This window comes from Pseudomonas sp. NFX71 (assembly GCF_048079215.1).
GTDB classification, from domain to species: Bacteria; Pseudomonadota; Gammaproteobacteria; order Pseudomonadales; family Pseudomonadaceae; genus Aquipseudomonas; species Aquipseudomonas fluorescens_B.
The window spans coordinates 2,738,926-2,758,270 of sequence record NZ_CP182230.1 but is presented as its reverse complement, the minus strand read 5'-3'; the positions used below and the strand labels follow the sequence as shown (position 1 = coordinate 2,758,270).

The following is a 19,345-nucleotide window of genomic DNA, read 5'->3' as shown; positions in this document are numbered from 1 at the left end:
GCACAACGGGGTAATAACTCCGTTGCCGCGTGCTGCCTGCAGAAAACTGTAGATGTAACTGCGCATTCAAAATAACGATAAAAACTCAACCAATAAATCTGCCGTTATCTGGAGCATAAAGAGCATGTTGATCAAAACGACTTTCGCTGTCGCGGGTACTTGCGCGTTGGTTTTCCCATTTCCGGCATCTGCAGATTTTATTGCCGACAGCAAGGCTAGCGTTGAACTGCGCAACTTCTACTTCAACCGTGACTTTCGTAACGGACCGCCCACCACCCAACGTGACTCTGCGGCGGAGTGGGCGCAGGGAGCCATGTTGCGATTCGAGTCGGGTTATACCGCAGGTACTCTGGGCCTGGGCGTCGACGCTGTCGGCATGCTCGGTATCAAGCTTGACGGCGGTGATGGTTCCGGCGGCACGGGCCTGCTGCCGGCGGACCTTGGTTCGAAAAACGGCCGAGGCTCACAGGACGAATACTCCAAACTCGAGCTGACGGCCAAGGCGAAGGTATCGGAAACCATTCTGAAGGTCGGTTCACTCGCCTTCCGTACGCCCGTGGTCTCGAGCAATGACACGCGCTTACTGCCGTCGACGTTCGAAGGCGCACTGCTGACGTCGAAGGACATCGACAAGCTCATGTTGCAAGGCGGCAAGCTGGAGCAAATCAAGTTCAACAGCTCTTCAAATTATCAAGACTTCACGGGTAACCGTATTGGCGGCGTCAGCGATGACTTTCGCTTTGCCGGCGGCACCTACAGTTTCAACAAGGCCCTGAGCACCAGCCTGTACTACGGCAACCTGGAAAACGTCTATCGGCAGTACTTTGGCGGCGTGGTCTACGAGATCCCCCTCGCCGAGCAACAGTCGCTGAAGTTCGACCTGCGCTATTCGAAAAGCACCGACGACGGCAACTTTCGCCCCCTCGATAACCGGGCAGCGAACGGCCTGGTGGCCTACACCCTGGGCTCCAACGTATTCACCGCGGCCTATCAACGCATGAGCGGTGACGACCCCTTCCCCTACATTGCCAATAGCGATCCGTACCTGGTCAACTTCGTCCAGATCAATGACTTCGCCAATACCCAGGAACGCTCCTGGCAGCTGCGCTATGACTACAACTTCGCCGCGCTGGGCCTCCCGGGGCTGACGTTCATGAGTCGTTATGTCCAGGGAGACAACGCGTTGGTCGCCGGCAACAACACCGGTAAAGAGTGGGAGCGCAACACCGACATTGGTTATGTCATACAGTCAGGCTCGCTGAAAAACGTCGGACTGAAAGTCAGAAACGCAACCGTCAGGTCAAACTTTGGTAATGACCTGGATGAAACACGCCTGATCCTTAGTTACACCTTGGCATTGTGGTAACGGCAAAATACCCAGACAACTTTCAGCCACAACCTGTGCTGGACGCCTTACAAATTTACCAATCAATAGCGCAAGTCAAAGTATCTGGCTCGCCATGAAATTGGCTGCCGCAGGGGCGCTTTTATCCTGACGCGATGTTTTAACAGGTACAACAAAGCAAACTTCGGATAACTGACAGCTCCGTTTTTACAAGGAGGCAATTGCGTTCGCAAGTAACAAGGTCCCGGGGTTGATAATCCAACCCCGGAATCCTCAGCCTGAATACGTGGTGTACCGATTCAAACCCGGAGAGTGAACGATGGGACATCTCAAATTTAATCAGAAGATATTGCTGATCGCCTCCTTGGTGATCATGACGGTGTTTTGCGCATTTTCCGTGTTGAATGACATTCGCCTGCGCGAAGACAACGCGCAGAAAATCGAACAAAACACACGCGCCCTCGCCGCCTCCATAGCGCATGACATCCAGAGCTGGCTGACCGGCCGGCTGATTCTGATGAAAAGCGTCGCCGAGTTTATCGGGCACAACCCCACGGCAGAAAACGTCCTGGCCACATTACAAAACCAAGTGCTGATGGAGCAGTTCATTGCCACGTATGCCGGCACCCGTGACGGCAAGTTTCAGATCTATCCGCCACGGGAGATGCCTGCGGACTACGACGCCCGACAGCGCCAGTGGTACAAGGACGCCATCGCCAACGGAGCCGCGATGACCGAACCTTACGTAGGCGCAGGGATCGATTACCGGATCATTACCCAGGCGGTCGCCATCCCTTCCGGGCAGCAAACACTCGGGGTACTGGGCGCCAGCCTGAAAATCGAGACGATCTCGCAAACACTCAATGCCCAGGCGTTCGATGGCAACGGCTACGCCTTTCTGGTGAGCAAGGAGGGCAAGATCCTGGTTCACCCTGACCAGGCGCTGATAGGTAAAAGCGTGGCCGATCTGTTTCCGGGCAACACCTTGACCCTGAGCGACCGGCTGGTCGAAGCCACGTCGGTTGATGGCAGCAAATTCACCCTGTTCTCACCGGTCAACGGCCTGCCTTCGCAGGATTGGTACATCGGTATCGTGCTCGACAAACAAGCGGCCCTGGCCAGTGTCTCCGCGTTCCGTAACTCCGCGATCATCGCGACGGCTGTTGCGGGCCTGGCCACTTTGCTGCTGCTCGGGCTGCTGATTCGCGTGCTGATGAGGCCCCTGCATTCGATCAGCCACGCGATGGAAGATATCGCCCAAGGCGATGCCGACTTGACCCGTAGATTGTCGATCCTGTCGAAGGACGAATTCGGGCAACTGGCCATGAGCTTCAACCGCTTCAGCGATCGTATCCACGCTTCTATCAGCGAAGTATCCTCGACGACGGATGCCTTGGGTGAAGCGACGCGGCGGGTACTGTCGGCGTCCGACTCCTCGGTGGAAAAGTCGGAACACCAGTCGGGTTACACCACGAGCGTGGCTGCCGCAATCGAACAGTTGGGTGCAGCGGCGCAGGAGATCGCTTCCAGCGCCTCGGCGGCGTCCAAAGGTGCTTCCAGCGCCAGGTTGCAGATCGAGTCGACCTGCGAACTGGTCGAGAACACAGTCACAGCCATGAGCGACCTGCAGGCAAATATCGAACTGACCCGCTCGCAGATCGAAGACCTCAACGCCAAAACCATCAACATCGGAACAGTCCTGGAGGTCATTTCGACGATTTCCGCAAAGACCAATCTGCTGGCCCTGAATGCGGCTATCGAGGCGGCCAGAGCCGGAGAGGCGGGACGCGGCTTTGCCGTCGTGGCGGACGAAGTGAGAAACCTTGCCCACCATACCCAGAATGCGACCGAAGAAATTCGCCAGGTCATCGAAGCGTTACAGGCCGGCGGCGCCCAGGCTTCCCGAACCATGCTGCACAGCAATGAAATCGGCAGCCAAAGCGTGCTCGTCGCGAAACAGGCTGGGGCCAGCCTTGTGAACGTCGTCTCGAAAATCGGTGAGATCGATGAGATGTGCCTTACGGTCGCTGCCGCGACTGAAGAGCAAACAACAGCCGTCGATCAACTGACAAGGGATGTGCATGAGATCAGCCAGTTGAATCGCCAGACCACTGACAATCTGGGCTCTACCCTCAGAGCCTGTGCAGCATTGGATTCAGAAGCTGGGCGACTCAGAAACGTCGTAGATACGTTCAAGTTGTAGGCGTATTGGTTAACAGCGAACAATTTGTGCTGGCCCCGTCTGACTTGATCACCAGAGTGGGAGGACTCAATCGCACCACCTTATCACCAAGGCCATGGCCTGCCTGAGTCAGTAAAACCAAGCCGTAAAGCATCGAGAAATCGAAGCTTCACGGCTTTTTTGTTGCCTTGATTTTTTATCCGGCGATCAAACGACTTTCAACTCCACTGCCACATGCCCCCGCGTCATCCGCGAATACGGGCAGATCTGATGCGCAGCCTCTGCCAATTCCCGTTTCACGCCCTCCTCCAGGCCGGGAATGTTGACGTTGAGCCTGACCGCCAACTGAAAATCCCCACCACCGGTTTTGCCCAGGTCCACTTCGGCGTCCACCGATGTGTCTTCCGGTAGTTTGATTTTCATTTTGCCCGCCGCCACCTGAATCGCACCGATAAAGCAGGCTGAATACCCCAGTGCAAACAGCTGCTCCGGATTGGTCCCCGGTTTGCCCGAGCCCGGTGAGCTGAATTTCACGTCCAGCTCGCCATCGCTGGATTTTCCGGTGCCCGTGCGGCCGCCGACAGTGTGGGTTTTTGCGGTGTACAGAACGGTTTCCAGTGCAGTGCTCATGACAGTAACTCCTGATAGGTGAGGGTCTTTTTGATCAGTCCCCGAGAGTGCCCGTGTGATGCGCCAGGCGCTTTTCAACATCCGCATTCTTCTGCAAGCCAAGCTCCATCAACTGTTTGATCCGTTGCTGTGCCGCCGGACGTTTCACCGAGCCGATGAACCCGTCCCATTCGGCAGCGATGGCGTCGTTCGGTGGCAGGCTTGAAGCGTCGACGAGGCGTTTGATGTCGGTGATCGACTGTTTGTCGAACCGGGCAATACGGCGGGCCATGGTGTCGACGAACGCGTCGAGTTCGGCGTCGGGCAGCGCACGATTGACGTAGCCATAGCGTTCAGCCAGGTCGCCATCGATGTCGTTACCGGTCAACAGCACTTCCAGTGCGCGCCCACGCCCCATCAGCCGCGGCAATCGAGCCATGGGGCCACCGCCTGGCACCAGCGCAGCGCCGATTTCCCATTGCGACAGGATGGCCTTTTCGCGACTGGCAAAGCGCATGTCGCTGGCCAGTGACAGCTCACTGCCGACACCGGTGGCGCGACCGCGAATCGACACAATCGATACGACCGGCGCCTTGCTCAGGCGAACCAGCATGTCCGGCAGCGGAGGCAAGCCGGTGGGGCCGTTGGGCAGGCTCGTCGTGTCCGTCAGTGGCGGCACGAAGTCATAGTGGGTAAGGAAAAAATCCGGAACATCGCTGTCGAACACCACCACCTTGACCTTCGGATCGGTCTCGAGCGCGGTAATGACCTCGTTCAATTGCGGCATGGTTTCCGGGCCGTAGATGTTATACGGCGGATTGTGGAACGTGACGCGCCAGTACTCGGGCGTGACACGCGTGAGTTTGATCTCCTGTTTGACGGCGGGGGTGGCAGATTTCGAGGGGGTGGCTGGGGCCGTCTCACCGGCGAAGGTCAGACTGGCCGTCGCCATTGCGGCGAGCATGAGCGCAGAACTCAGCAACTGTAGTTTCATGTGACATCTCCAGAGCGCTATCGAAAGACACGTGTCGGAGATATCGCAGGAGTCGATGGGAGGGGGCGGGGACGGCTTGATCGATCGAGTGGCACTCGCATCAAGAGGTAGCCCGGAACAGATCGTCTGTCGTCGGCAGCTCCGAATGATCAAGGTTAGCAGCGCAACCTGGCCTTTCAAGTGACGTCAGTCGGAAGCCATCAGGCGAAAAAAAAAGGCACTGGGCGATGATCGCCAGTGCCTTTTTTATACCGGCAACAACCGGTCAGCGCGATGACAGCATGAACGTGTCGTACTCCAGGTCTTCCAGCGCCGTGGACAGTCGGTGCAGCCCCAGCAGCACACAGACCAGCAACGACAGGGTGAACCCGTAGCCAAAGAAGCTTGGGCCAAGGTACATGCTCAACATCGTCAGCGCCCCGTTCAACACCGCGAACAGCACACACAATTCCAGCACCACGGTGCGCTTGTCCAGGTAGAAGAACACGTTGAGCAACGCCATGAACACCACCTGGATACTGACGCCGATCAGGTCGATGTAGAACAACGGCAGGTAGTAGCTGGAAATACCCAGCCAATCCAGCAGACGCGGCGCGAACAGGAACAGCAGCACCACCGTCAGCCCCTGCACCTTGCAGATTTCCAGCAGCCCCTGACGGATCGACAAGGTCATCTCGGTTTTCAGCGAACCGATGTGCTGCAGGGTTTCGCCCTCGCGGATCGCCCGGAACAGACGGTCATACCATTCGGCGAAATCGGTTTCGATGCGCACCAGGAACACCGCCATCCCCGGGATGATCGCCAGGTAGGCAAGGAAGATCGGCAGGTCATACAGGATCGACGCACGCAGCGGACCGATGACGATGTTCGAGGTGCCGGGGTTGAACCAGAACAGGAACTTGTCGATCCAGATACCGAAGTTGTAGAAGAAACCGGTGGCGAGCAGGCTGAGAAAGACGTGGCGACGATCAAGGAAATCGAAGGCGATCAGTTTCTCCGCACGGTACTCGCGCAAGATGTCATAGAGGAACAGGAACAGCAGCGTGCTGTGCCCGATCAACAGTGCCAGCAGCAGGCCCGGTATCTGCAGGAAAGCCAGCACATAGGCGCTTGCCACCATCAACGTGTAGCCCACCAGCATCACCAGCAGAATGCGGTTATAGGCCTTCATCCCCGACAGGAAGATGATCACCAGCCACAAGTTGCACAGCACCACGAAATTCGACAGCACCAGCACCCGGTAGATCAGTGGTTGATCGAACAACACGGCCAGCACGATGATGCCCAGCACGCCGGCCGCGAGCGTGACCAGCAACAGGATGCCCAGCAAGTTGGGCAGGATCTGTTCGTATTTGTGCTCGAACAAACGGTCGGACACGAACCGGGTGAAAAACAGCTGCAAGCCTCCCGTGAGAATCAGCGAGGTGGCCATCAGGTAGGTCACCGTCACCAGAAACTGCCCCACCAGCGTGTTGGGTATCACAAGCCCCAGACTGATGATCCCCACCAGCATCACGCTGATGATCGATAACACCCAGGGCCCGGAGCTGATCAGGCCGGCATACACATAAGCGTGCAAGGTCGCGGTGTAGGAGTCGCGCGAAAGAATCTTGCGCAGTTCGAAGCCAATGCCGGCCATTTAACTGTTCTCCATGGCTGCTTGATACAAGTCGCGATAACGCTGCAGCATCAAGGCTTCCGTGTAATAACGATTGACCCGCAACAAGCCGCTGGCCTGTGCGGCCTGCCAGCGTTGCGGGCTGCGCAGCAGTTCGAGGATCGCGGCGCAGGTGGCTTGTGGATCGGCAATCGCCACCACTTTGCCGGCCAGGCCGAGGTCGCGGTCCTCGGCGCTGCCGCCTTCGATCAATTCACGACACGAGCCCACATCACTGCTGACCACCGGCGTACCGGCGGCCCAGGCTTCGAGGATCACCAGTGGTTGCGCCTCGCTGATCGAGGTCAGCACCATCAGGCCGAGTTTCGGCAGGATGTCCTGGATGCGCTGGAAGCCCAGGAAATGCACCTTGCCCTCCAGCCCCAGGCTGGCCATCAGGCTGCGGCATTCGCTGACGTATTCCGGGTCTTCCTCTTCGGGACCGACGATCCAGCCTTCGGCCTCCGGCATGGCGCTGATCACACCGCGCATGGCCCGCAGGAAGGTTTTCACGTCCTTGATCGGCACCACACGCCCGATCAAGCCCACCACGGGTGTGATACCGGGCGCACGGGATTCCAGTGCCGCGGTCCACTGCGGCAGGTCGATGCCGTTCGGAATGACCTGCGTGCGGGCCGGGTCGGCGCCGTCCTTGATCTGCCGCTGACGGTTGCCGTCATACAACGCGATGATGTTGTCGGCGCTGTTGTAAGTCAGCTGGCCAATGCGTTCGAAGAAGCGTATCCACAACGTGCGGATGTAACCCGAGCCGGCGTCGAGGCTGCGATTGAGCGCCTGGCCGGAACTCTCGGCGATCCAGCTGGCCTGGGCCAGGTCGATCTTGCGTTCCTTGGTGTAAATCCCGTGCTCGCTGAGCAGGTAGGTGCAGTTCCAGCGTTGCTTGAGAATGCACCCCAGCAGCCCGGCGTAACCGGTGGAAATCGAATGCAGCATCCGTGCTCGCGGCATTTTCCGCGACGCTTCGGCGAGCATCAGCAACGGCGACTGCATCGAACGCAGGGTCCAGAAATAATTGACGAAGGAGGGGTCGGCGCAATGCAGCCGATACCCTTCGCTCAACGCTTCCCAACTGGCGCGGCTGCGCAGCACGTCGTCGAGGGTCATGCGGCCCTGCGCGATGCAGTCGAGCAGGCGTTCGCCCAGCTCAGGCTCCGGCGCATCCGGGTGGTGCAGAAAGCGATACAGGTCCAGCAACTGCTGCGGGTCGGCCTCTCGCGGCGTTCCGCGGGTGTTGGCCGGATGGGTCGCATCCTCGAGAAACACCTCTTCGATGTGCAGCACATTCGAGGGGACTTCATAGCGTCGCGACGGATAGGCCGAACGCTGGCCGCCGATGAACATCACCGAGAAGGTCAGCTCCGGCAGGCCGAGAATCATCTGATGAATCCAGCTCGACACGCCGCCGCGCACGTAAGGCCAGGTGCCTTCGAGCAGCAGACAGATGTCGGCCGTCGGCGCCGCTTCCTTGTGATTCATGACCAGCTCCTCACCAGTTCAGCGAACGGTGGCCGCCGACGGGTTTTCTCGGGCAGTTTCTCGAGCAACCCGGGAATTTCGTGATAACGACCAGCCTCGAACGCCAGTTCAGCGCGGAACGGCAGAACCTGCGCTGCGCCCATGCCGTTGTCCTGGGCCTGATGCAAGAGCACTTCGGCGCGCTCGATATCACCGCGCTCCAGCGCAATGCGTCCGGCCAGCAAGAACAGCTCGCCGCCCTCGCCCGCTTCAAGCCCTTGCTCGGCGTGTTCGCTGGCCTGGTCGAGCACGTGCTCGAGCACACTGCCTTGCGCCAGGCCGAGGTACGCCAGCTCCCAATACCAGCGCGCCAGCGTGCCATGCAGCGCACCCGCGGTTTTGGCATTGGCGCCGCTGAGTTGCCCGAGGGCGATCTGGATGCGCAGGTTGATGTCGCTTTCCTGCTTGTCGAGCATCGAGTACGCCAGTAGCCGCACGTCGTCGCTGGGATCACCCAGCGCCAGTTTGAGGATCGGCACCGCTTCCTTGCCCGGCATGCGTCGCGTGGCCAGCAATGCGGCCAGACGCTGGTCCGGATCGGGCGCATGGCGCAGCACATCCTGCAAACCGCCGTCGGCAAAGATCGGCGAATGCAATTGCAGCTGCGCGCGATACGGCAGGCTCGGAATACCGACAGCCTGCCAGGCTTGTTTGTCGCGTTTGCGCGGCAGGTACAGCGCTGGAAAGATCGACACGACCACACCGACCATGCCGATCACCGGCACAAAGAACGCCAGGCTGAAAATGAACAGCGGGCTCCAGGGCAACGGCGCACGGTAGCGTGCCGGCAACAACAGCCACACCGCGGCGCACAGCAGCACGCATGCCAGACCATGGCTGAGGGTGAATACCAGCAATTGTTGCAACTCGGGCGCCGCGAGCCACAAACTGGCCCAACTGCCCGCCTCAAACAACAAGGCTCCGCTAAACAGCCACTTGCTGATCATTCAGGCCACACTCGTTGAACAGGAAATTACGCAGCCCGTCGCGTTCACAGCCAGGCTCCAGATTGAAAGGCATCACCCGCACACCCAGGCTCGCCATGTCACTTTCAATACCAAAGTGCTCATGCAACAACAGGCTGATCCGCGCCAGATAACCTTCGGTGCCCTGCGGACTGGTCAACGGCAAGAGCACCAGCAACAGTTGATGATCGCGATTGTTGCGCGCCGGCAAGTGCAAATCGAGGCCGCGCTGGCTGCGTTCCAGCAGACGCGTCAGCTCGTCGTTGGGGCGGGTCATTTCAAAGGCAAACAAACCGGCCGGCAATTTGTGTTTCTCGACATCCACCAGCGAGCGTTTGAGCTGCAGGGTGAACTGCTGCGCATCGGCGTCGGGCAGTTGCAGCACTTGCGGGTCACGGCGCAACAGGTCGGCGATGTGCCCGGCGAGCAGCGCCAACAGGCTCAGGGTGCGATCCTGGAAGGCAAAGAACGGCATCTGCCGAACCGCCAGAATTGCCAGCAGACGACCCTCGGCATCGATCAACGGGATGCACGCCTGCAACGACGAGAACTGCGCCGAGGTGCCGGAATCGATCAACTCCTGACGTACGCTCACCAGTTCGCCGCGCTCCAGGCAGAGCTTGACCAGGCCGTCCTCGGTGCCCAACGGCCCCATCACGCCGATCGTTGCCAACGCGTCAGGCAAGACATTTTCTTCACGCTCGTCAACGCGGTACAGACCGGCCACGCGCAATGCACCGTATTGCCCAAGCATCGCCACGATCGGATCTGCCAGCGCGATCAATGCATCGCCCGCGTCCGGCATCACCCTCAACTTTTCGCGCAAGCCCAGCAAGGAGCTGCGCAGGCTCTGGTCGCTACCGGCCACGCGCTGCTCGAGCAAGTCGTGGGAGACCCGCAGAATCTGGTGCGACCGGGTGAACTCGTCGAGACGATACTGACGATATTCGTTGGCCATCTGCAGCCGCTCCAGACGCCGCATCCACAGATCGCGAACCTCACCCACCAGCATCCCGCAAACCAGCACGCCGACAATGAATGACGGATCGATCCGGGCGTAGCCTTCAAGACCGCTGTAGCGCAGGGCAAACATCGCCAGGACCAACAGGCTGGCGCTGAACAGACCACGCACGAAACCGTAACGCACGCCCAACAACAGCGGCGCCAGAATCGGCCAGGGGAACCCGCCGTGTACCTGCAACGGGTCTTCAGGGGTCAGCCACAAGCCCAGGCCGATCGCCGCGCCGGTGACCAGAAACGTTTCCAGCCAAGACACCGGGCCGCTGGCTTGAGGCGCCAGGCTGTAATCCATGTGGGGAGAATTCATTGCAATCACTCGAACCGAAGGGCGCCGACAAGTTTGTCGAGCACCGTTTGAGCGGTGCCCGCGAGGCTTTCACGGGACCAACCGGCACGTGCGCCACTCTTGCTCCAGAGTACGCGACCGCTGCTGCCTTCGAGTACGCGCAGGCTGATGCCCACCGCCGGCTCGCCGTCCAGGCCGTTCTTGTACTGCCACTCTTCCACGCTGCCGGCGATCACATAATCGAGTTTCTGTTCGCGCGCCCATTCCAGGGCTCCGGCCAGACGTTCATTGTCATCCATCAGCGCTTGTTCGCCCTGGGTGCTGGCCGGGTAAACCTGGGGTTGCAGACCGTGACTGCTGAGAACACTGAGCAGGATCTGCTCGCTGCGCTCACCGGCCTGCGGCGTCTGCGAATAGTTGACCATCGGCACGATGCCCCACTGCGCGTTGCGCGGCAGGTTCGGGCTGGATTCATCGGTGAAGCTGGCGCAACCGGCGACGAACAGGACGGCGAGGGCCAGGCCCAGATTACGAATTGCTTGCATAGTTTTTCTCCGTAGACATTCCATGATCAGCGTCCAAACCGCACGCCGTAGCTCACACCCAGTGTTCCGCCCGATTTACCATCCCCGCCTTGTGGCGCGGACTGGTAACCGATGGTCAGGGCCAGTTCGTCGTCACCCAGCACTTCAAAACCGATGCCGGTGTTGAGGCCGTAATTGAAGGTTTGATCGGTCCATTGCCAACCGGCCGTCGCGTCCACCAGCCAGGTGTATTGCGGCTTGGTGCGCACCAGCGCGCCCGGTATACCGCGACGCCAGGTGCTGCCGACATACAGTTGGCCGTAGCGGCTTTGCAGCAGGTCCTTGGCGGTGACCGTTTCGATGTCGAGTGGATCGATCGGCTCGGGCAAACCGGTGTCCTCATCGATGACCACTTCAGGCGCCAACTGTTTTATCGCGCCGCCATAGTTACTCGACAGGTAGTCCAGATTGGTGTTCTTGACCCGGTTTTTCTGATAGTCGACACCGCTGCGCACGGTCCAGTTGGGACCGGCGAACTCCAGCGTGTGGTTCAACTCCATTTTCAGGGCGTGACCATCGCCGAGGCTGTCGCCCGCCCGCGTTGAAAACGAACGCTGCGAGACTTCCCAACTGAGCTGGTCGCGGGCCGTCAGGCTGTGACGACCGCCCAGCCAAACGCTGTCCTGCTGACCGAAAGCGCGCATCAGCCCGCTGTCCTCGCTCTTGCGATGCCAGCCCACCCCCGTTTCCAGTTCATCACTCACGCCCAATTCCCAGGTGCGCGACAGCCCCAGGCCATTACGGTCATCGTCCTTGCGCTGACTGGTGTCGGCGAACAGTTTGTAACTGCCGTCTTCAACCGAACGTTGCAGGGTCAGGGCGGCGTTACGCTCCTGGCCGAGCTTGGATGACTCGATATCTTCGTCGTTGTACGAACCCTGTTCCAGTTCGAGATCGGCGTACCAGTGATCACCCAGGTTGTGTGCGATCTGCAACGTCGGGGCATCAAATTGCACACCGCCGAAATTCTGCGCCTGCCAGGACAACAACATACCCTGAGGCGTGCGCTCCTGCAGTTCTACCGCCTGATTGCGCAGTTGCTCACGCACGTCGGCAGGCTGATCGTCCCCAAGCGCAGAGAGGCTGGTGTCGAGTGCTTCACCCAGACGCCCCAGACGGGTCAAAGCCTGGGCCCGCTGGGCCGGGTTCAGATCGCTACCGGCCAACAGTGTTTCGACCTGGGCTTTGTTACGGCTGCGCAGGGCCTGTTGAATCTGCTCGTAACGCTCGACCTTCAGGCCCTGGCTCTGCGCCCACGCCAGCCACTCGTCTTTTTGCGCCTCCTGGTTTGTCGCATCCAGACGCGCCAACAGGCGTTCGAACCATAATTGCAACATGGCCGGCGAACCATCTTTCCACTTCAACACTTCTCGCTGTGCCGCCCGTGGCGAATAACTGCTGGCCATCAGGCGCAGCCAGGTCGTGTAGCGCTGAGACGATGGCTGAAGGTTTTCACCCTCTGGGCTGCGCAACAGCTTCAAGCGCAGACGCTGGGCCGCATCCTGATACCCGGCGCTGTAAAGCGCATCGGCATAAGCCGCCTGCACCAGCCAATCCTGCGAGTTGTTCTTGAGGTACATGCGATACCAGGCCAACGCTTCGCTGTCGCGACCGAATATCTGGCTGGCACTGGCAAACGCCAGCCAAAGGGTCTGGTCGTTCCGCGCCTGACTCCGCCACCGGGTCAGCAGCGGCTTGAGCGCCGCCGTGTTACCTCGGTCGATGTAAAGCCACATCAGACGCTCGCGAAACAGATTGTCATTGGGATAACGCGATAAACCCGACAGGTACAAGCGCTCTGCCTCTTCGTATTGCCCCTGCTGCACGGCCAGGGCGGCGCGCACCGCCAGCACCTGAGCCTGCTCGTCAATCTCCGGATTCTGGCTGGCGTCCTTGAGCAACGTCTCTACCAGTGGCCAATCCTCCAACTCCTGAGCCATCAGCAGCGCGTCGACCAGCCGCAGCGGATTGTGGGTGCGCTCCCAACTGGCCACGGTCAATTGCAGCGCGCGCTGTGGATTGCTGATGCGATAACTGGAGATCAACTGAGTCTCCTCGTTACTGTCCAGCGCACCTTTGAGGGTCAGCAGTTTCTCCATGGACAACTGCAACTCATCGTCACGCTCCAGCTCCCAGGCCAGGAAGGCCCGCACACGCCAGTAATCCTGATCGGAGATGGCGGGGTCATTCGCCTTAACGACTTCCCAGGCCTGGCGATTGTCAAACAGCAGAAGGTAGGTATGAGCCCATTCGACCCGTTCGGCGCCAGTCAGCGTGAAACGTTTCGACATGTCCTGATAAACCTCGGTCTTTTTCGCAAACTGCCCGGTGTTTTCAAGATTTTGCAGCAATCGTGTCCAGGCCAGACGATGGGCCGGGTATTTGCGTAGGTATTGGCGCAGCCATGATTCGGCCTGCTGCGGTGTACCCCGCGATTCATGGCCATAAATCAGGGCATCCAGCTCGATGTCGGTCAGCGCTCGCTGGTCCATGATTTCTTCAAGCAATGGAATCGACCGGTCAAAATCGAACTCCTGGCTTGCCAGACGCCAGGCGTGCTCACGGACTGGCGCCGTTTCGTTTAGCTCGAGCAAACGAATCCAGTAATCCAGTGCCGCGCGGTTGTCGCCACGCCATTCGCCCAGGTGCGCCATTTGTTCCAGCAATGCCTGCTCATCGGGGAAACTGACGAGCAATTGCTGGCCGCTCTCCCACGCGCCGTTGAGTTCGTTCAATGCCAGACGCAGGCTGAATTCTTTTCTGAGGCGTTGCGTATTGTCCGGCTGAAAAACGCGCCACTGCTCGAGGAACAGCTGAGCCAGGTCGAAGCGGTTGTTCGCAACCGCGACGTCAACACCCTGCTCCAGCCAGACCGAATCGCCTTGCGGATCCTTGAGCCCACCGAGTTCATCGGCCAGTACTTGCGTTGCCTGTTCGCCGCGACCATCAGCCAGCAGACTGTTGAACGCCAATTGGGCAAACTCTCGACGTTCAGCGGGCTGCACGCTGTCTCTTTTCAGCCGCAGATAGATGTCTGCCGCCAGGCCCGGCTGCTCGCCCGCCAAATGCCACTGGGCAGCAGACCTCAACGCCTCGGTACGCAGCGTGGGGTCACGGTCGGCGATTTCTTCATAGACGCTGGCCGCCATGGCGGGTGCCTGCAACGACAACGCCAGGCGGGCCAGGTTCTGTAATTGCGGCAGTGACAACTTGCGATGGTCCAAGCTTTTGAGCCGCTCCACCAGCGCCAGCCGCACAGCAGGATCTTCGCTGTTCACCGCCACCAATGTATCCAGCTCAAGCCGGTAGTACGCCTGTACCTCCGGCGCAGGATCAGGCCAACTCTCCAGATACTGGCGCGCCTTCGTGTAGTCACCGAGACGAATCAACAGATCGACCAATTGCAGGCGCAGGTGGTCGTCCGACGGGTGGGCCGCCAGCAGCAACTCGGCATAGTTGGCCGACACTGCATCCGGCTCTCGACCATCGGGCTGGAACACTTCCTCACGCTGGAAAGTCGCCCACAGTATTCCCCCCACTGCGACCGCTACCGCCGCCAATGCCCAGGGATTGAGCAGACGGCCGCTTTTAGTTACCGAGGAGTTAGTTGCAGAGGAGTTGAGCATTACTCACCTGCTTCATGGGTAACTGAAAAGTCCACAGACCGGCGGATGCCTTGCCCGTGAAACGCTGGCCATCCACTTCCACCCGGCAAGCGCTCGAGGAGCGAACCGAGAAGCTCAGATCGAATTCTCCGGCAAACGAAAAGCTCACGCGCCGATCATCCAGATAACGCCAGTCCACCAACGGCAGATTGGCCTCCTCCAGCGCAGGTCTGTCATCCCGGTCAGGACGCAAGACCAACAGCGCCTGGTCACTGCTCAAATGCACATAGCGTCCCTGAGGCAAATCACGCACCCCGGCGACACCTTGGGAGCGCAGCAGATCCGGCCAACCCATTTGCGGGTCAAGCCGCACAGTGCGCAATGCATCCATCCCTCGAACCTGCCAGGCGCCTTCGGCCGTACGCGCCAGGCTCGACTGGTACAGGCCGTGCAACCGATCGATGTAATCGCTCATCCACAATGACATCGGCTGCTGGTCTTTCATGAACGCATAGATGTCGTTCATGGCTTTGATCGAGGCCTGCTTGGTGCCCGAGTAGAAGTGGTAATAGAGGTGCAGACCGCGCAATCGGCGCGGGCTGTCGGTCAGTTCAAAGGTCTCGATCACTTCGCGGAAGCCGTAATACGGGCCTTTCCAGAGATTGGTGTAGACGTTCTCGTTGATGATCGGCGCGTAGTACTGCAAGCCACCTTCGGTGGGACGCAACAGCGGATACAACCCGGTCAGCGATGGCTTGGCCTTGGTCAGCATGGTCGAGGCGCCGTTGACGTTTTTCAGGCCAGCGTCGTAGGCCAGTTTTATGGTGGCTGCCGACGGCAAGGCATCGCCCGGCCAGAAGACCATCTTTACCGGTTTTTCCGGGGTGGTGAGACGTTGGTTGATGTAGTCGCGCGAACCGAAGATCTCGCGGCGAAAATCGATCGTGTCATAACCCGGGATGGCCATTTTCAAGCCGTATTCAGGGTTAAAGTCCTCCCGTTTCCGGGCTTGTTCCGGTTGCATGAAAAACGGATGGCTGAAGGTGTGCGTGGCGACTTCGACTTTAGGGCTGGCGAACAACTCACGCGCAATCGGCTCCAGCTCACGTGCCAGATGCGGGAACATGCCACGCGGCGAAATCTCCCCCTCAATGATCGATACCGAGGTCAGAAACGGGTTGGGCCGAATGAAATCGTCGAGCACTTGCTTGCCGGCATACGGCGAACCACGCACTTCGGCGCGCGAAGGGAAACCATCGCCATCGATATGCACCGTCGCGATTCGCCGACCGTTTTCCGTGGTGGTGTCCGGACGAGGCTGCTCCGGCAAGTGCAGGGCCGCCTGGAGAAAGGCGAACGGGTCGATGATCCAGCGGCTGCGTTCGCTGTTCGTCTCCAGGACATACGGAGAAAGTGCCAGACCGCCCCACTCGCCAACCGCCACCGGCGCGAACGTCTGACCGTTTTTGCCCGTCAGCAACAGCGCGGGTTTTGGCCCCTGGGGCAGTACGGAAATAGCGCTCAGGTCGCGGGATCGGGCCTGTACCGGTGCTTCGAAGGCCCCGATCAACGACTTGTCCTGATAAGTGATGTTCAAGGTTTGAGTGCCCGGCGGGCTGGACAGATTCAACCCCAGACGCTTGAGCAACACTTTGTCTTCAATTGGCAGGCTGGCGAAAAACGCTAACGGCACCTTCTCGTCGAGGCGCTTGTTGAGCCAACGGTTGAACCCGGCGCTGTCCTGCGGAGTACCACTGGCCATCCAGGTGATAATGCCCGCGTACAGACCGCTGAAACGATGCTCCGGCAAGCTGTCCACAGCCAGGTAATCAACCCGGTATCCCAGGTATTCGATCAGACCGCCGAGCATTGTGTGGCCGGCGTTGCTGGTCAGTTCATCTTCACGCGGATCGTAGATCATTGCGATCCGGCGCGGCTGAACTTCGATGTTACTGATACCCATCGAGTCCAATTCAGGCGTGCTGATGAAGGGAATGAAACCCTCATCGCGCAGGCGTTTGGCCAGCTTGCGTGCTTCTTCACGACGCTCCGGCGGCAGATAGTCGATCGCAACCAGCGGTATGCCTTTGGCGCGCAGGGGTTGCAACTCACCCATCAACCACTGGCGATCAGCTTCCGGGACCGGCCGATAACGCTTGGCGGCAGGATCCCAGCCGGCGTACAGGGATTCAAAAGCCACTGCTGCCGCCACGCCATCAAGCTCGGGCAACACTTCAAATCCACGATTGAAAAACAGCTTCAGCGTTGGCTGACGGCTGTGCAGTTCGCGCAGGAAACTGGCAAGGGCAACACGCTGGGCTTGCTGCGACGCTTCTGGCAATAACTGAAAACTGTCGAGGGTGTCCAGAAACAGACCGGCATACCCTTGCGCTTGCAGCGCTTTGGCGCGGCCGAGCAAGTGCTCCCGCCAGGCTGGCGCAGTGAGGTCCATGACCTGACTGTCCCATGAGTCGTTTCGCACCGACGTGACCGCCTTGCCCAGCCCCGCCTTGTCGATTTCAGCCTTGTTGCCATCGAACTCGCCGACGGACACATATGCAAACGGCTGACTGCCTAATTTGCGCAAGGTTTTGACATCGTTGGCCGTCATGTGACCCGGCTCGACCACAGACCATTCGAACTGAGCCAGTTCAGACAGCGGTGGCTGTTCGGCATACCAGAAAGCCACACTGGATGGAGACTGTACCGCTGCAGCCTGGACGGCTGGTCCGCTCACGAAGAGTGCCACGGCAGCGAATAGACGCCTGGCGACTGAGCGGACACGCGTCCTGCGAAAAACGATTTCCATAATTCACTCTTGAAAGGAACTGAACCGAGACTGCCTGCACACCAATGGGTGGAACGGGCGGGTTACAAACTGCGCAAAAGCTGTGCTAAACCGTCACCAATGGAGGTCGGTGTCGCCAGCGTAAAACGCTCGAGCAGGCGAGCGTTATTAGCGCGTGAATGGCGAATATCGCCTTGACGCGGCGCCTGATAAGTCACCGTCAGAGGGTTGCCGGTGGCGTTCCCCAGTTCAGTGATCAGATCGTTGAGGCTGGTGGAACGACTGAGCCCGACATTCACCGCGCCGGGGCTCGGTTCGTTGGCTTCCACGGCCTGGACGAGGATGCTTACCAGGTCCTGGACGTAGACAAAGTCACGGGTCTGTTCACCGTCGCCGAAAATCGCCACAGGCTGCCGGGCCATGGCCCGTTCGGTGAAAATGCTGATCACGCCGGAGTACGGCGACGAAGGGTCCTGGCGCGGGCCGAAGATATTGAAGAACCTCAGGACCACCGGCTCCAGGCCATGTTCACGGCGGTAGAAGTCCAGGTAATACTCGCTGGCCAGTTTGTCGCTGGCATAAGGCGTGAGCGGGGACTTGGGGGTGTCCTCGTCGATTGCACAGCCTTCGCCATTGTTGCCGTAGATGGCCGCGCTGGACGCGAATACCACGCGCTTGATACCGGCCTTCATCATGTGCTCACACACGTTGAGCGTGCCAACGAAGTTGCTTTGATGGGTGCTGACCGGATCATCTACCGAGGCTTGTACCGAGGCCACCGCCGCCAGGTGCACGACTGCAGTGCAATCACGCATGGCTTGCTCTACCGCGGCATCGTCCGCTACATCGCCGACGACCAGGTTCAGATTGGCGTTACCCACCGGCAGATTACCGACCTTTCCGGTCGACAAATTATCCAGTACGCGAACCTTGTAGCCTTTGCCAAGCAACGCTTCCACAAGGTGTGACCCAATAAATCCTGCACCGCCGGTAACCAGTATTCGCCCATCAAGCATGAAGTTTATTCCTGAAGATTCACACGGACACTTCGTATGTAAAGTCCGCCAAACGGTGACTCTGTAGATCATTGATTCGAGCTGATGGCACTTAGCCTCTCACGCCTGAGACTGCGACATCTTCTCAATCTCAAAGGTTCAGTCGGTAGTGTCCGGCAACGTCGATTTTATGGCGCAAGGCCATTAATGCGGCGCAGATAATGTGAGATCGGCGACGCACTGTCAATAGTTTGTCCATTAAGCCGCCATACGGCTCTCGACAACGATTATTCGCCATTTTATTGACGACATTAATAAATGACATATCGACATCCAATGACTCAGGCGACACCGCCTCTGGAACCACTTTTCGAGAAATAACTCGGCGGGCACCCCCACACCGGACGATGAAAACCTGATCCATGCTGATCGCATTTTCATCAGGCATGGCTACGCGCCATCGCCTGATGGCCATAGATTATCTGTCCAGTTTGCAAGTGGGACACGTGCTGGTGTGCGGACTTCAGGCCGAGATCCGTTGCCTGACGGCGGGGGGTGCGTTGCTTGACGCGGGGTCGCAACCGACGCCGATCATGGACCTGACGGTCGGGCGTCGCTGGATCGGCGGGAGGGATTGGGCGTGCGGCGGTGGGAGCATCATGTCAGGCACACGGTGACGTCGAGGGAGTGGCATGGCATTTATGGTGTGTTTATAAAAAAGCCAATAACCTTTCGCAGCACAAGGCCATTGCGCCACATAAATTTTTCTTCACCCCGAC

Annotated in this window: 13 protein-coding genes and 1 pseudogene; 3 read left to right on the top strand and 11 right to left on the bottom strand. The window is 59.2% G+C overall.

Going from position 1 to position 19,345, the window contains the following annotated elements; genetic code table 11:
* The first annotated feature begins 124 nt into the window (after window positions 1–124).
* Together ACM1ZW_RS12625 and ACM1ZW_RS12620 are read left to right on the top strand one after the other, a co-directional pair.
* Window positions 125–1,366 carry an OprD family porin gene (locus tag ACM1ZW_RS12625; RefSeq protein ID WP_017336441.1) on the top strand — a complete coding sequence of 414 codons (1,242 nt, stop codon included), beginning with the start codon at window positions 125–127 and terminating at the stop codon, window positions 1,364–1,366.
* A gap of 298 nt (window positions 1,367–1,664) precedes the next feature.
* Window positions 1,665–3,548 carry a methyl-accepting chemotaxis protein gene (locus tag ACM1ZW_RS12620; RefSeq protein ID WP_416740641.1) on the top strand — a complete coding sequence of 628 codons (1,884 nt, stop codon included), beginning with the start codon at window positions 1,665–1,667 and terminating at the stop codon, window positions 3,546–3,548.
* Window positions 3,549–3,734: 186 nt separating this feature from the next.
* Here the strand turns inward: ACM1ZW_RS12620 and ACM1ZW_RS12615 are convergent, their stop codons facing one another.
* The 11 genes from ACM1ZW_RS12615 to ACM1ZW_RS12565 all read right to left on the bottom strand — a co-directional run bounded on the left by ACM1ZW_RS12615 (window position 3,735) and on the right by ACM1ZW_RS12565 (window position 19,014).
* Window positions 3,735–4,157 (bottom strand): organic hydroperoxide resistance protein, encoded by a 423-nt coding sequence (locus ACM1ZW_RS12615; protein WP_017336439.1) that lies wholly within the window; start codon window positions 4,155–4,157, stop codon window positions 3,735–3,737.
* Window positions 4,158–4,191: 34 nt separating this feature from the next.
* Window positions 4,192–5,130 carry an enoyl-CoA hydratase/isomerase family protein gene (locus tag ACM1ZW_RS12610; RefSeq protein ID WP_017336438.1) on the bottom strand — a complete coding sequence of 313 codons (939 nt, stop codon included), beginning with the start codon at window positions 5,128–5,130 and terminating at the stop codon, window positions 4,192–4,194.
* 265 nt (window positions 5,131–5,395) lie between these two features.
* Window positions 5,396–6,769 (bottom strand): exopolysaccharide Pel transporter PelG, encoded by a 1,374-nt coding sequence (gene pelG, locus ACM1ZW_RS12605; RefSeq protein WP_017336436.1) that lies wholly within the window; start codon window positions 6,767–6,769, stop codon window positions 5,396–5,398.
* Window positions 6,770–8,284, bottom strand: coding sequence for a GT4 family glycosyltransferase PelF (gene pelF / locus ACM1ZW_RS12600; RefSeq protein ID WP_017336435.1), 1,515 nt, complete (start codon window positions 8,282–8,284; stop codon window positions 6,770–6,772).
* Window positions 8,281–9,270: a tetratricopeptide repeat protein gene (locus ACM1ZW_RS12595; protein WP_416740640.1), complete on the bottom strand. Its 990-nt coding sequence runs from the start codon at window positions 9,268–9,270 to the stop codon at window positions 8,281–8,283. Before ACM1ZW_RS12595 ends, pelF begins: the two co-directional genes overlap by 4 nt.
* Window positions 9,248–10,615: a PelD GGDEF domain-containing protein gene (locus ACM1ZW_RS12590; protein ID WP_017336433.1), complete on the bottom strand. Its 1,368-nt coding sequence runs from the start codon at window positions 10,613–10,615 to the stop codon at window positions 9,248–9,250. Before ACM1ZW_RS12590 ends, ACM1ZW_RS12595 begins: the two co-directional genes overlap by 23 nt.
* 5 nt (window positions 10,616–10,620) lie before the next feature.
* Window positions 10,621–11,139 carry a hypothetical protein gene (locus ACM1ZW_RS12585; RefSeq protein WP_017336432.1) on the bottom strand — a complete coding sequence of 173 codons (519 nt, stop codon included), beginning with the start codon at window positions 11,137–11,139 and terminating at the stop codon, window positions 10,621–10,623.
* Window positions 11,140–11,165: 26 nt separating this feature from the next.
* A complete protein-coding gene (locus ACM1ZW_RS12580) occupies window positions 11,166–14,804 on the bottom strand; it encodes a tetratricopeptide repeat protein (RefSeq protein ID WP_017336431.1) in 3,639 nt (1,212 codons plus the stop codon).
* Complete coding sequence (locus ACM1ZW_RS12575; RefSeq protein WP_017336430.1) at window positions 14,782–17,592, bottom strand: bifunctional glycoside hydrolase 114/ polysaccharide deacetylase family protein; 2,811 nt, start codon at window positions 17,590–17,592, stop codon at window positions 14,782–14,784. The genes ACM1ZW_RS12580 and ACM1ZW_RS12575 overlap by 23 nt, the downstream gene beginning before the upstream one ends.
* 62 nt (window positions 17,593–17,654) lie before the next feature.
* A complete protein-coding gene (locus ACM1ZW_RS12570) occupies window positions 17,655–18,587 on the bottom strand; it encodes an NAD-dependent epimerase/dehydratase family protein (protein WP_416740639.1) in 933 nt (310 codons plus the stop codon).
* Between the two features lie 130 nt (window positions 18,588–18,717).
* On the bottom strand, window positions 18,718–19,014 hold the full coding sequence (locus ACM1ZW_RS12565) for a hypothetical protein (RefSeq protein ID WP_416740638.1): 297 nt from the start codon (window positions 19,012–19,014) through the stop codon (window positions 18,718–18,720).
* On the opposite strand from ACM1ZW_RS12565, the pseudogene ACM1ZW_RS12560 reads away from it, so the two are divergent.
* Window positions 18,961–19,254: pseudogene (locus ACM1ZW_RS12560) on the top strand (hydrolase); the annotation flags it as partial. The gene ACM1ZW_RS12565 and the pseudogene ACM1ZW_RS12560 sit on opposite strands and share 54 nt — an antisense overlap.
* Window positions 19,255–19,345 lie beyond the last annotated feature (91 nt).

Bases quoted from the DNA above. Each gene is read 5' to 3' on its own strand.
- ACM1ZW_RS12615 (WP_017336439.1), bottom strand. From the start codon at position 4,157: ATGAGCACTGCACTGGAAACCGTTCTGTACACCGCAAAAACCCACACT.
- ACM1ZW_RS12610 (WP_017336438.1), bottom strand. From the start codon at position 5,130: ATGAAACTACAGTTGCTGAGTTCTGCGCTCATGCTCGCCGCAATGGCG.
- ACM1ZW_RS12570 (WP_416740639.1), bottom strand. From the start codon at position 18,587: ATGCTTGATGGGCGAATACTGGTTACCGGCGGTGCAGGATTTATTGGG.
- ACM1ZW_RS12575 (WP_017336430.1), bottom strand. From the start codon at position 17,592: ATGGAAATCGTTTTTCGCAGGACGCGTGTCCGCTCAGTCGCCAGGCGT.
- ACM1ZW_RS12625 (WP_017336441.1), top strand. From the start codon at position 125: ATGTTGATCAAAACGACTTTCGCTGTCGCGGGTACTTGCGCGTTGGTT.
- ACM1ZW_RS12620 (WP_416740641.1), top strand. From the start codon at position 1,665: ATGGGACATCTCAAATTTAATCAGAAGATATTGCTGATCGCCTCCTTG.
- ACM1ZW_RS12565 (WP_416740638.1), bottom strand. From the start codon at position 19,014: ATGCCTGATGAAAATGCGATCAGCATGGATCAGGTTTTCATCGTCCGG.
- ACM1ZW_RS12580 (WP_017336431.1), bottom strand. From the start codon at position 14,804: ATGCTCAACTCCTCTGCAACTAACTCCTCGGTAACTAAAAGCGGCCGT.
- pelG (WP_017336436.1), bottom strand. From the start codon at position 6,769: ATGGCCGGCATTGGCTTCGAACTGCGCAAGATTCTTTCGCGCGACTCC.
- ACM1ZW_RS12595 (WP_416740640.1), bottom strand. From the start codon at position 9,270: ATGATCAGCAAGTGGCTGTTTAGCGGAGCCTTGTTGTTTGAGGCGGGC.
- ACM1ZW_RS12585 (WP_017336432.1), bottom strand. From the start codon at position 11,139: ATGCAAGCAATTCGTAATCTGGGCCTGGCCCTCGCCGTCCTGTTCGTC.
- ACM1ZW_RS12590 (WP_017336433.1), bottom strand. From the start codon at position 10,615: ATGAATTCTCCCCACATGGATTACAGCCTGGCGCCTCAAGCCAGCGGC.
- pelF (WP_017336435.1), bottom strand. From the start codon at position 8,284: ATGAATCACAAGGAAGCGGCGCCGACGGCCGACATCTGTCTGCTGCTC.